This window comes from Microcoleus sp. Pol12A5 (genome assembly GCF_036701435.1).
GTDB lineage: Bacteria > Cyanobacteriota > Cyanobacteriia > Cyanobacteriales > Microcoleaceae > Microcoleus.
Genome location: NZ_JAUBQU010000152.1, coordinates 1 through 12,626 on the forward strand (window position 1 = coordinate 1; position 12,626 = coordinate 12,626).

The 12,626-nt window shown below is 45.9% G+C and carries 10 protein-coding genes; 2 read left to right on the top strand and 8 right to left on the bottom strand.

Features of this window, described 5'->3' with window-relative positions:
• Together QUA45_RS25445 and QUA45_RS25450 are read right to left on the bottom strand one after the other, a co-directional pair.
• Positions 1-611: DUF547 domain-containing protein (locus QUA45_RS25445; RefSeq protein WP_333222509.1), on the bottom strand; the 611-nt coding region annotated here is incomplete at its 3' end.
• A 51-nt stretch (positions 612-662) separates the two neighbouring features.
• Entirely contained in the window at positions 663-926 is a 264-nt protein-coding gene (locus QUA45_RS25450) for a pentapeptide repeat-containing protein (RefSeq protein WP_333222511.1), read from the bottom strand.
• A gap of 239 nt (positions 927-1,165) precedes the next feature.
• On the opposite strand from QUA45_RS25450, the gene QUA45_RS25455 reads away from it, so the two are divergent.
• The gene (locus QUA45_RS25455; protein WP_333148670.1) at positions 1,166-2,644 is read left to right on the top strand and encodes a bifunctional orotidine-5'-phosphate decarboxylase/orotate phosphoribosyltransferase; all 1,479 of its coding nucleotides are present in this window, start codon (positions 1,166-1,168) and stop codon (positions 2,642-2,644) included.
• Positions 2,645-2,910: 266 nt separating this feature from the next.
• Here the strand turns inward: QUA45_RS25455 and nrdJ (QUA45_RS25460) are convergent, their stop codons facing one another.
• The 3 genes from nrdJ (QUA45_RS25460) to QUA45_RS25470 all read right to left on the bottom strand — a co-directional run bounded on the left by nrdJ (QUA45_RS25460) (position 2,911) and on the right by QUA45_RS25470 (position 5,969).
• The gene (nrdJ, locus tag QUA45_RS25460) at positions 2,911-3,984 is read right to left on the bottom strand and encodes a ribonucleoside-triphosphate reductase, adenosylcobalamin-dependent (RefSeq protein ID WP_333222521.1); all 1,074 of its coding nucleotides are present in this window, start codon (positions 3,982-3,984) and stop codon (positions 2,911-2,913) included.
• Between the two features lie 244 nt (positions 3,985-4,228).
• A complete protein-coding gene (gene nrdJ, locus QUA45_RS25465) occupies positions 4,229-5,473 on the bottom strand; it encodes a ribonucleoside-triphosphate reductase, adenosylcobalamin-dependent (RefSeq protein ID WP_333222513.1) in 1,245 nt (414 codons plus the stop codon).
• Between the two features lie 208 nt (positions 5,474-5,681).
• Positions 5,682-5,969 (bottom strand): hypothetical protein, encoded by a 288-nt coding sequence (locus QUA45_RS25470; RefSeq protein WP_333094178.1) that lies wholly within the window; start codon positions 5,967-5,969, stop codon positions 5,682-5,684.
• A gap of 484 nt (positions 5,970-6,453) precedes the next feature.
• Here QUA45_RS25470 and QUA45_RS25475 point away from each other — a divergent pair, with 484 nt between their 5' ends.
• Positions 6,454-6,894: a hypothetical protein gene (locus QUA45_RS25475; protein WP_333222515.1), complete on the top strand. Its 441-nt coding sequence runs from the start codon at positions 6,454-6,456 to the stop codon at positions 6,892-6,894.
• Positions 6,895-6,973: 79 nt separating this feature from the next.
• Here the strand turns inward: QUA45_RS25475 and QUA45_RS25480 are convergent, their stop codons facing one another.
• From QUA45_RS25480 to QUA45_RS25490, 3 genes are all read right to left on the bottom strand, one after another.
• A complete protein-coding gene (locus QUA45_RS25480; RefSeq protein ID WP_333094175.1) occupies positions 6,974-9,136 on the bottom strand; it encodes a DUF4394 domain-containing protein in 2,163 nt (720 codons plus the stop codon).
• A gap of 587 nt (positions 9,137-9,723) precedes the next feature.
• A complete protein-coding gene (locus QUA45_RS25485; protein WP_333222517.1) occupies positions 9,724-11,397 on the bottom strand; it encodes a hypothetical protein in 1,674 nt (557 codons plus the stop codon).
• Between the two features lie 77 nt (positions 11,398-11,474).
• Complete coding sequence (locus tag QUA45_RS25490) at positions 11,475-12,428, bottom strand: ABC transporter ATP-binding protein (protein WP_333222519.1); 954 nt, start codon at positions 12,426-12,428, stop codon at positions 11,475-11,477.
• Positions 12,429-12,626 lie beyond the last annotated feature (198 nt).

Consider the following 12,626-nt stretch of genomic DNA (forward strand, 5'->3'; position numbering starts at 1 on the left):
TCAGCCACCGAACCCGCCGCCTTTACAAAATCCTCGCCGTACCACTTAAAAATCTTGCTCAAATAAAGCGTCTTTTTCTCGGCATCATATCGCACCTTATCAGGATTGTGAATAAAACGGCTCGCATCCGCTTCTAGTTGAGTCCGTACCGACTCCGGGAAATAAGCCCCCCGGCGCAGCAGCGGACACCCGACTGAAGCGCAAACTAATGCAAAATGGATGCGCGGTTCCGCAAATTCCGGCCGCAAAATTCCGTGTTCGATTTGATTGAGACTGTACTTTTTGCCGCCAATAATCGTATTTGAACGAGTGAAAAAATCCAAAAAACTCAGCCAGTTGGGAATTCCCAAAACTTTGGGACGGATCGACGCGATCGGATATACTTCCAGAACTTGAGAAATTGCGATCGCATTATACGCATTCAGCCACAACGCCAGCCGCGCATCCGCATCAGTACCATCCGCCAAATCCACATCCGCCAAACTTTCCAGCCACCCCCTCAAAACATCCGCCCCCTCAGCTTTCCAGCCCCGATAATTGACGCGGCCCAAATCGTCAACGTAGCGTTGCAGCAACTCGTCCCAAATCGTAAAGTCGATCGTACCGATCATTTATTACTATCCATAATATAAGGCGGGCATTGCTTTAGCTTCTTTCTGCTTCTATTTAATACTACCGTCAACCGAAATAACACCTACAACGGTAGTATTTTTTAAATTAACCCCGTCAAACGGGCTCTGGATTAAATTAACTTGAGTCAAATTAGCGCCTTGTAAATTAGCTTGCCACAAAAAAGCGCCGCTCAAATTTGCCCCCGATAAATTAGCTTCCCTAAAATTTGCTTCTCTCAAATCTGCCCCTGGCAAATCCGCATTTGCTAAACTCGCCTTCCCCACGGAATGCCACTCAAATCGCCGCCCGGACACTGGTTAGTTTACCACAACTAATTGACTTGGTGCGGCTTAGGTGCAATCACCGGTGTAGCCAACCCGAAAATCATTCCCCATGAAACTGCTCCCAAAGTTACAGATTTCCTGCTCTTTACATTCTACAATCTTAAAAGATTCTTAATTTCAATTTCAACCGGGATCGGTTTCTTCCGGCACAACACCAATCCCACTTTGAGCTCCAATTTTTTTAATTTCCCTTACCTTCCTAACAAATTATGACGGAACGAACCGACTTTTTCGATAAACTGTTAGCGGCTGTTGAAACCAATCAAAGTTTGCTGTATTTAGCCCTCGATCCAGACCCGGAAACCTTGGCCCCGCTGGTTTCTAGGACGGGGGAGGAAACTCAAAGTTTTGTAACTGATTTGTTGGCCAAGCTAAAAAGTGCGATCGACCAAACAGCCGATTTAATTTGTGCCTGCAAAATCACCCTCGGTTTTTACCAATCTCTCGGTATTCCCGGTTGGGCATTGCTGCAAGAAATTTTAACAATTATTCCCCCTCACCTGCCAGTAATTTTAGATGCCAAACACTGCGATTTAAATACCAGCACAGTCTTTGCCAAAATTGTATTTCAAGACTGGCGAGTTGACGCTATTACCTTAAGTCCCTATGCCGGATTCGACCAAGTAGCGCCTTTTTTGTTATACGCCGGAAAAACTGTTTTTGTGCTTTGTGCCACCGCCAACCCGTCAGGGGCTGCTTTGCAAGAATATCCGACACCAAACAACCCTTTTTACTTGCAATTAGTCCGACTCTCTCAAACTTGGGCAACTCCCGAAAAACTAGGTTTAGAAGTAGGAGTAATGCCGGATATGTTAGCCCGCATCCGCAAAGAAGCTCCTGAACGCCTAATTTTAGTCGAAGGAGACATCGCCGAAGAAAATGACCTGACAGAAGAAAACGACCTCGCAGAACTGCTGGCAGTCGGTTTAAGCACAAATGGTGACGGTTTGCTGCTGCCAGTCCCCCCAAGTTTATTAGCGGGGAAAGAGCCGCGCCAAGAAATTGAGAAATTGCGGGATAGTATTAATAAACAGAGGGTGCGGGCGATCGAAGGTAGTCCCACTTGCGAACTGTGGCTGCCCGATGTTTGCTTTTTGCAACCGGAACCTCACCGCGATTTAATCTTGCAACTTTATGACATCGGCTGCGTAGTTTTTGGCGACCACGTACAAGCATCGGGCGCCGTATTTCCATATTACATCGACTTGCGGAAAATAATTTCTATTCCGCAGATTTTCCACCAAATTGTCAGCGCTTATGCAGACATTCTCAAGGATTTAAAATTCGATCGCATTGCGGGAATTCCCTACGGTTCTTTACCCACAGCAACGGGTTTAGCATTGCGGATGGAACGCCCAATGATTTTCCCGCGCAAGGAGGTCAAAACTTACGGTGCGGGCAAATTAATTGAGGGGCATTTTCAGGCCGGAGAAACGATTGTCGTAGTCGATGACATTTTGATTAGTGGCAAAAGCGTGATGGAAGGCGCGGCTAAGTTAAAATCGGCTGGATTGAACGTGGAAGATATCGTGGTATTGATCGACCACGAACAGGGAGTCAAAGATAAGATGCAGGCCAACGGTTATCGCGCACATTCTGTGTTAGCGCTTTCGGAAATAGCTGAAGTTTTGTATCGAGCCAATCGCATTGATACCGAGCAATTCCATCTTTTGACAGCGGAACATTAAACCCCAATTCCTCTAGGGCATACTTTTACCAACCATAATCGCCAAAAATTAATAATCTGAGCAACCTGCCCCCACTCAATGTACGTTTTTTCCCTGATATCGGAAGTTAGTGCATTTGGCTTTTGGGATTTTAAAATCCCAAAAGCCTTTCGACCCCAATTATTTGAACGCTACCCCTTGACAGACCAAGACAGTATCTACGATTTTATGTTTATCTGGAATTAAACATAAAAAATCCCCCATTTGGGGGATTTACTTCAAGGCTATTACATAGCCTTAGTCTCCGGCATCAAACACTTATCAGAATCGCAGCCCGCCGGCCCCGAATCCATCATTTCACCTAAGTCATAGCGACTCAAAGCCGCATGAAAAACATCAATTTCGCGGCGCGCTAAAGTCTCTTCCACCATCTTGGTGTAAGTTTCCTTGTTTATCGGTTCAAAGGGCAAACGCGGGAAAGTTTCAAGAGCATCAAACCGAGCCAAAAGTGCTGCGGAAATGTAGCCTTCATCATCGCGAATCGCTTCGTAAATCCGAGTACCCAAACTTTCTACTTCATTTTCGCGCAGTTCAATTGTGGCCGAAGTGTTATGTCGCACATAGAACTTTTGCACCTGCATATAAAAGTCCATTTGTGCCGCCGCTGAGAACTTGTTAATGTCAATTTCATCAGCACCGGGCAAGTCAGCCCAACTTACAGCAACAGGTATTTCTACCAGCCATTCTGTACAGCGTTCGTCGAAGGGATTGTTCAGCAAATTGCCGTTTTCATCTTTGTCAGATTGAGACGGAATCACGTTGTATCCGTAGTCGATGCAGGCGAGGGCTACGGGGTCGTTTTTGCCGAAAGTGATTCGGCGAATAAAACGCTGGGCTTTCGGCGGATGCCAGCCGGGGGAAGCACCTGTCAGCAGAGATTTAGTACCCGATGGTTGAACGGTTGTGCAGCGATTTGGGCGTTTTAAGGAATGGCGATCGCAATAATCCCATACTACGCGATCGACAATCTCGCGCCAACCACTCAAATACTCTTCTTCCCGCTGTTTAAAAGCGATTCCTTGCGGAGTTTGCGGGCGGCCTTCCACCCACCAGCGCAGCCACTCAACGCCGAAAGCGTGAACGAAGAAATCGAACAATCCCGTGAAAGATACGCCGACAATCGGGTCTAGTTCGCGGCTGTATTGATAGCGGGGTTCAAGAAATTTGTGATTGAGAAGTACCGCGACAGATAGAGCCGCAGCCCTGAAAGCTTCCTCCTGTTCTTTGAAGTTGTAAGGATCAATTTGATTGAGGTGAACCTCCGCCAAATTACAGTGGAAATTAGAGCCGATGATTTCCAGTTTTGTTACCCTAAAGGCTTTTTATCCTTTAGTTCTACAGATTCGATTTTCTCTGTAGCTCGGCGTACTTTTTCATCTACTTTACTTGTAAATGCCCCGCACTCTTGCCAGGATTATATTCTTCAAAAAAGAAGGTTCACCCGGTACGCTCTACGGTGGTAAAGGATTTTTAATTCCCTTACTTACCTCGGAGTTAACATCTCAGTCTTCTCCGATTTTGCGAAGTTTTTAACGTGAGGCAAAATTACTTACCACACGGGTTTAAGCCCACACGGACTAACCGATGCTCTAATTCTTCCGCAGTCATATTAGGATAGCGTTCCTGCAACCACTCTTTAGATTTTCCTTCGTCGTAAGCTTTCAAAAATTCAAGTTTAAGACTCGGTGTTGAAAGTAAATCAACGTTAGATCTAGCTACAGCTTCGCCGGCCCATTGAATCGCACCTTCGCCGCTGTAATACTGTTTGCGGACAGCATCAATACATTCTTCTAGTGTAGGTTTGGTATGGAAAACTCGCGTATGGTTAGCCATCCGAAGGGCATCGCGTTCTGGATCTATTCTCCAGTTGCCGCTTTCATCTTGTTGCCACAAATTGTTTTTAGCATTTGCCCCCAGTTCGTCATCAGAAGAAAACTGACGCATTCCGGCCGATCTTCTAATATTTCCGGCGACGATCGTGACCGCCGCTTCATCTATCAGAACGCAGCATTCAACTGAATTTAACTGCCGCCCTAAAGCTTTATTCAAAATAGCGGCGCAGCGCTGATAAAGGTCAGGCAATTTCACCGGATTTGCTACTCCGCCAAAACCTTTTAAAGGTTCTCCCACCGGGCGAACATCGCTCAAATCAATGAATACTTGAACTTCTCCTGCAAATCTTTCATCTGTGGATAATTCCAGCAAAGTTTGATAGGAGTTTACCCAACCTTGGCGAGAATCTCCGACATAAATAGTTGCGGTTTTTTCTGCTATTTTTACTTCTGTTTCTTGACGGCGCGACTGGGCGGGTGTAGAGCCGATTTCGCCTTGCATGGTTAGGGTTAAACTGTTGCGAATCGGCGGCAGTTGGTTGATATATTGTGGTTCCAAGACTGCCCCAGTGCCGCAGCCCATCATTGCCAAATCCATTAACAAGCCAAAGGAACGCCAGTCGAGAATATTTGTTGAGGAGCAATTATATGCGCCGGAAAAATTCTCTGGTTGCTCGATCCATTTGCTGCCGCCTACCCACAGCCAGCGGCCTGAAGCGAGGGTTTTGAGCTGGTTTTGCATCCGGTGCAGCAGTTGTGTTTCTTCGGGGGTGAGGTTTCCCAGCTTTTGCAGCCCCTTGACTGTTCGATCGCACACTTGGGCCCAAGTCTCCCTTCCCGTCTCGGTACGGCGACTGTAAGTCCTGAAAAATACTGGATTGGCTGCGGGTGCTGTTTCGGGGAAATCGGACAGGTTGCGTTTCTCGCTGGCACTCGATCGCTCTAATTCTCGAACCATAGGTTGTGTACTGACGTGTCGGAATATATCAACAGACTACGAATATACAACAGGATTCAGATTTAGGGTTAAAGGTTAATATATTTGACAATTTGCACTAGATATGGGGATCGCAAGTGTACAAGCTCGATCGAGCGATCGACTCAAAACTTGACAAAAAAACCCGATTTCTTCCTGAAACCGAGTGAATAGCAAATCTTGTCAATTGTCAATCCTTTGTCAATAAAAACTCAATATTGGGTAACAGCGGGTCTTGAACAACCCCCACACCGTTAAATCCCCAACGTTCGAGTAGCTTTTTTACCTGAGAACCGGAAATTGATTCTACTCCGAATCGATCGGCAACATCAGCAGCGTGGGCGTTGAGATAGCTCAAAGCGTCATAGTCTTCGCGAAACATCAGCAGGTAACTCACCGCCGAATCTGGATTGGGACAAGCGCTGATATATTTGCCGTCAGCACGAGAACGCAGCAAGTAAAAAACTTGAGATAACATCTTATGTTTTAGCTGTTCAGATTGGCGATGAATTGTAGGGACTTACGCAAAGGTGCAATTTTTGCACTATTTGTAGGGGGTAAAGTGCTTAGGGCCCGCCTTACAGATAGAGTTTATGCGTAACTCCTAAATTTATTATAGTTTAAAATAGAGAAAACATCAACAACTTCAGGAATAATAAAAAATGAAAAATTTTTCAAGATTAAACGTATCGACCGGGAAGATTTGGAATAGCATAGCCTTTTTCTCTTTCGCTACTATCTTAGGCTGCTTATTGTCGCCAAGCTATCAAATTCTTGACCCTATAGATATAACTAAAATTATCCTAGCTCCTGTCAAATTTATTTTGTACATTCCTTTAAATTTCTTATCTTCATTATCTAATTTTAGTTGGGATAGTTTAGCTTGGTTGCTTTGGCTGTCAATCTTGCTAATTTGGGTGTACAGTCTAAGCAATGCACGTCTACAGCTGAAACAGTTTCGTTTGTGGATAATTCCATTGCTAGCAGGGATTCTGTCACTAACTTGGGCAACACATCTTGTATTATGGTTGAATTTCACGCTTTACAAGCCGGAATTAGAAAAATTAGCCGACCGAGTAAAATTCGCAACCTCTCAAAACAAAGTATTGGAGTTTAATCCGAGTCAAAAAATAGGAATTTTGGAGGTTCTTGGTGTCTATAGAGTGTACGACCAATCTGAACCTGCCCCAAATAATCTGGCAATCTCGCCGACAACAACCAATATCACCTCAATTGAGATAGAGGGTAAGTGGGCGCATCAGGGTTTCGTTCGGGATTTATCTCGCAAAGCCGGTGGTTTCCAAGCTATAAATTTTAGCTTGGCCCCCGGTAGCAACAACGGCGATCAAAATATTTTTTATCTCGGCGAGGGTTGGTATGCTTTCCAAAACTTGTTTGACTAACAGGACTTATGCCTTAACCATATTTGTAAGGTGCGTAATTCGCACCTTACTACTATTCCAGATTGGCAACTAAGAACATCTAAATCAAAGTTAGTGCCAAACCTTTAAATCCCCTGCCGTCGCCAATTTGACCGACGATCGAAGCTTGACCTGTGGTCAAATTGATATTGTACAGGCTGGAAACTCCCCCAACCTCGATCGCAGCCAAAGCCGTCTGGTTACCGTTAACACTCCTGATATCAAAGCCGAGAACAGTACCAGCATCAATTCCCAAAGATCCGATCGTATTCAACACTCCATTATTCGGCGGATCTTGCCGCACCAAAACGTCTAAATTGGTGTCAATTGCAAATAGTGTCGTCGAAGTTGCCCCTGCAAAGTTATTCACATATGCAGCAGCAGCAGCAGCGCCGGGATTGCCAAAATTGCGATCGCCCGCAGCATAAGCCAAATTCCCGTCGAGTTGAATTCCCCCCGTCAGGGTGTCAAAATCTACAAGTGCCCCAGTATCAGGGTTGAGACGGGCGTTTTGACCGGCTTGATTGACAAACCGAATTCGATCGACCGTCGGATTGAAATCAAAACCCGCAGCCCCCGGAGTTAGGGGAACAGCAAACTGCCCGCTACCGACTTGACTTGCAGCCCCAGTAACTGGATTAATCGCGTACAAGCGATTGCTAGAACCCACACCGTAAAGCACACCGTTAGCGGGGCGAAAATCAATTCCCAGCAAACTTTCTCCGGGCTGCAATCCTGTAACTGCCACGTCGCTGAGAATTGCCCGCGGTCCCGCCTCGTTAAAACCGACAATTGTTTCAGCGCCATTTCTGACAGTTAAAGCGTAAGCTGTAGGCAAAGGCAAAGCCAAACCGTTAATCTGTCTCCCGTCGGCAATTTGACCGACAAAGGAAGCTTGACCGCTACTTAAATTGATATTGTACAAGCCCGAAACGCCCCCAACTTCCAGGGCCGCCACTGCCACCTCGCGGCCGCCAATACTCCTGACATCAAAGCCGAGAACGCTAGTAGCATCAACTCCCAAAGATCCGATCGTATTCAACACTCCATTATTCGGCGGATCTTGGCGCACCAAAACATCCAAATCGCTGTCAATTGCAAACAGGGTGGTGGAAGTTGCGCCGGCAAAGTTATTCACATACGCAGCCCCAGCAGCAGCCGGAGAACTTCCAAAATTGCGATCGCCTGCAGCATAAGCCAAATTCCCGTCGAGTTGAATTCCCCCCGCCAGCGTGTCAAAATCCACAAGTGCCCCGGTATCCGGGTTGAGGCGGGCGTTTTGATCGGCTTGGTTGACAAACCGAATTCGATCGACTGTCGGATTGAAATCAAAACCCGCAGCCCCCGGAGTTAGTGGAACAGCAAACTCCCCGTTACCCACTGGACTTGCTTCCCCAGTCATCGGATTGACAGTATACAAGCGATTGCTAGAACCCACACCGTAAAGCAAACCGTTAGCCGGCCGATAATCAATTCCCAGCAAACTTTCTCCCGCTTGCAATCCAGTCACGGGCAAATCTGAGATCACACTTCCCGGATTGGAAAGGCTAAAACCGACAATCCGATTAGCAGGAGTTAAAGCATAAGCCGTTGTCCGCGCTGGAGGCGGGGGATTGGGAACAACGCTGCTAATATTATTAGTGAAACTTGCCTGGTTGATCGCACTTTGTCTCACCCCTTGGAGGGTAGCGAGAAATTCTCCTGTTACGCGGTCTTGGATAACAGTATTGTTTCCAGCTTCTAGAATATTTAAGTCGCTAAAACTAAGACCTTCCCCCAAACCGATTAAATCTGTACCTGGTACAAAATCGGCGATCGCGTCCGCATTTGCCAAACTAACACCGCCGCTGGTACGACCAGGATCTGCCTCCGCATAGCGCCTCAAAACAAATAAGTCTGCCCCGTCTCCGCCTATCAGGATATCAGTATCTCGATCGCCCGACAAAACATCATTGCCGGAGTTTCCCGAAATGGAATCGCTGCCTTTTCCGCCCACCAAAAAATCGTTACCGTCTCCGCCGTTAACAGTGTCGTTCTCTAAATCTCCAAAAAGCGAATCTTGACCTAAATTGCCCTCAATTAAATCGCTTTGTTTTCCTCCATAAATACTGTCATTACCAGAGTTTGCCGTAATGGTGTCATTGCCCATCAAACCAAAAATTAGGTCATTTTCTGGAGTCCCTGCTAGCAAGTCTGCTTGTGCGCTGCCTCTAATATCTGCCACGATCTAATTACCCTCTAAATTTGATACTTTTGATACTTCTGTTGCCTAACGACGGCGGTATTCTCAGTCAAAATATCACAAATTAGCACTTTTAGGATAGTTTTTCTTATTTTCTGCTGTAGGGGTGGGTTGTAATCAAAGTATTACAGGCAGCTCAAATGATACATAAACTCGCCCCCGGATTAAAATAAACTCACTCCTAAATACAGACCACTTAGCAGTATTTTATAGTTTGCTGTGTCGCTAAGGGCGATCGCAGCTCAACTGCAAACAGGCAAGCTGAAATTTTTAGCGGTGCGAACCTATGAAATTTTGTACTGCTTTCATTAGTAATATACGCTGACTCTATAATTTTGGATCGGTACAGTCAGAAATTATTTTTTAACTTTAATCTTAAAGCCTGCGAAGGTGGGCTTTGTGTGTGTAGCGGCGACCACCATCGCTCAATATAAAGTGGATTATTATAAATGCAGAATTGGCATAATAATTTAGTTTAACAGTCGTCTTCAGACGACTTAAGCTTTCAGGCAGGGGTTTAAGCCCCTGCCTGAATCGGAGTTTCACGTTTGATCCCTTCCCCTGCTTTTTCACGCTTTCAGCAGTGCTTTAGAAGCTGATTGCCCTGCGAGTCTCAGTTGCGATCGCAATTTGAGATTCAACAACACCAAGACAGTCCACTGACTCAGTATGGAGAGCAAAATCGTATTTCCTGACGCTGCCAGAGACGACGAAGACCAAAAGCCACCAAATGTTGAACACAACCACAAAAGAGGAGCTTTTTCAGGGGTTAGCAAGAGCATAGATAAAATCAGAGGCGGCAACAAGATAGCGCCACCGACTGTGCAGGCAGCCCAAATTTCCTGATTTCGGGTTTTTGTAAATAGGAATAGTTGGGTGATGGCTGCGTAAATTAGGATTATGTTCAGGCAGAAAATTACACCCCAAAATCCATTATTCTCACTTTTTTCCAACAGTGCCCAAGGTGTTAAAATTATTACTGAGCTGAGGAAATTAATCGCGATCGCAACTACAGCCGGACTTTTATCGCTCCAAATTAAATCGAGTAGTGGGTAGCGTCGCCACAGCTTCTGATTGCTGGGAACGATTTGTTTCCGATACCTCGCCCAATCGTACAATGATTGTCTGTCAGATGTTAAAGCTGCAATTAAAGCTAAGAACATCACCAAATTCAAGATAAGTAAACAGATGAGATTAGCGTTGTCTGGGGCGTCTGATTGGAGTGCAAACCCTAAAAATATTACCTGACAGCAGATAACTAGCAAATAACTTTGCCGCTTGCTCAAAACTGTAGCACTGGGATTTGGAAAGCGGCGCTGCCATCCCTGCCACATCCAGTAGGTTCCTGTACCACAAACCAAGAGAGACAAAGCAATGCCACTCGCAATATTTGTACCCACTGGCGAGTAAAACCATTGCAACTTGTCTGAGTTTTCAACTAACGAATCGAAATCAGTTTTATCAACTATAAAAAGCTGATATCTCAGCATAGCAATGGGAGACAAAAAATGTAACACATCCCCAGCAGTTCGCGTGAGCGGCAGCCAAGAAATCCCAAACACAACAAAAACCATAGCGCTAGCCAACCAAGGTTGAAATCCTCCCAACCAACTGGTTGTCAATCCAAATAGCATCGCCGTGCTGTAAAACAAAGCACAGCTAGCTGCAACCGCTATGTAGAAACATAAAATTTCATGTAGGGGTATTTGAGCGACTAATCCAGCGTACAAATGCAGCGGTACTGTCAGAATTGCTGCTAGATACAGTAAAATTGGGACGCCGAGCATTTTGCCGAGAAAAATTGTTTTTGCTGACTGGGGACTGAGGCGAATAAAGTTGAGCGTGCCGCGGCGTTCCTCCTTGTCTAAGTCGCTGACCAGCATATAAGTCCCTCCTACTAATAGGGCTAACACGCTCAATATGCTCAGCCAAATGAATATCTCTAGCCACCACATCGGCCAGTTAATAACAAAGTTGCCGAAGGCATCTCTGACGCACTGTTTCTCAGACGCAGAGCGAATGGCACCATCGAAAGTGCAAAATCTGTGATAAATGGGGTTAGTGTACTCTCCATGAGGTGGGGGAACGGGTATCTGGGCATTGAAAGACTTGAACAGTAGCAGTTGAGCGCTTACGGAAAAGGCAGAGGCGATCGCCATATTGCCAGTATTCAAGCGACCTTTGATTTCTCGAAATAACTGGGGATTCCAGTTGCCTATTTTGTCTAGTAAGTGGAGTGTCATTGGTTATTGGTGATTAGGAATGGGTGACGACTTAGTTATAACTCACTGTTTATTGTGGGAAACAGGAAACGAGCAAATTAGGATGCTTGCTGGTGCCCCATCTTGAGGAAGATGGTTTCTAAGTCTTCTTGAGTGCAGTGGAATTCGGTTAGGGGAATGTTGGCCGCGACGAGTTCGCGTAATAAATTGGCTGCATCTTCCGGGCTTCCTGAAAAATCAACGCACACCTGCTGAGTTTCCGGGATTATTGCCCAATTTTCCACCCAAGGAAAGTTTTTTAATTCCGATGTTAGCGCTTCTAATTTATTTGCTAAAACCGACATAAAAATTTGCTGGCGGCTGAGGCGTTTGTAAAGTTCTTGTAAAGGTGCGCTTTCGACCAGATATCCGAGTTCCATGATGCCTACCCAGGTACAAAGTTCGGCTAAGTCACTGAGGACGTGAGATGATATGACTACGGTCATGCCGGCTTCTTGCAAAACTTTGATAATTTCGCGGAACTGCATTCGGGCGATCGGATCTAAGCCAGAAACGGGTTCGTCTAACAACAACAATAGCGGTTCGTGGATAATAGTTCTTCCCAAACTGAGGCGCTGTTTCATTCCCCGCGACAGGGTGGAAATTAAGCTGTTGCGCTTGTTGGTTAGTTGCACCAGTTCTAACACGGAGTTGATTCGCTCTCGGCGGCGGGGTTGCTGGAGGTTGTAGAGTCGGGCAAAATAGTCTAAATAATCCCAAACAGTCAAGTCGTCGTAGAGGGGAAAGTCATCGGGAAGAAAGCCGATGCGCTGTTTGAGAATCGGGTGCGATCGATCGCGCAACAACCTATCGCCGTTGATGTAAATTTCCCCTATAGTCGGTTCCTCAGCCGCCGCCAGCATTCGCAGCAAGGTAGTTTTGCCGGCACCGTTGGGGCCGATCAGTCCGCATACTTCGCCTGCTGCTACTTGCAAATCGATGTCATTGACAGCTATATGGCGATCGAATTGTTTCGTCAGCCCGCGAGTTTGTATTGCTAGTTGTTTTGCCATGTTTAGAGCAGTAAGAGAAATTTGATGAGGTGCATCTCTGGCATGGAAATAGATGTCTACAGCTACCCTAGCTCGTTCTTCCAGGAATTGTCATCTCGTTTCTGAAATTAAAACAAAGACATTATCGATCGCTGAAATCCTTGCTAATATTAACTCTTCCTTCTTCCTTCTTCCCTCTTCCTTCTTCCTTCTGCTATA

Bases quoted from the DNA above. Each gene is read 5' to 3' on its own strand.
- QUA45_RS25455 (WP_333148670.1), top strand. From the start codon at position 1,166: ATGACGGAACGAACCGACTTTTTCGATAAACTGTTAGCGGCTGTTGAA.
- nrdJ (WP_333222513.1), bottom strand. From the start codon at position 5,473: ATGGTTCGAGAATTAGAGCGATCGAGTGCCAGCGAGAAACGCAACCTG.
- QUA45_RS25470 (WP_333094178.1), bottom strand. From the start codon at position 5,969: ATGTTATCTCAAGTTTTTTACTTGCTGCGTTCTCGTGCTGACGGCAAA.
- QUA45_RS25485 (WP_333222517.1), bottom strand. From the start codon at position 11,397: ATGACACTCCACTTACTAGACAAAATAGGCAACTGGAATCCCCAGTTA.
- QUA45_RS25490 (WP_333222519.1), bottom strand. From the start codon at position 12,428: ATGGCAAAACAACTAGCAATACAAACTCGCGGGCTGACGAAACAATTC.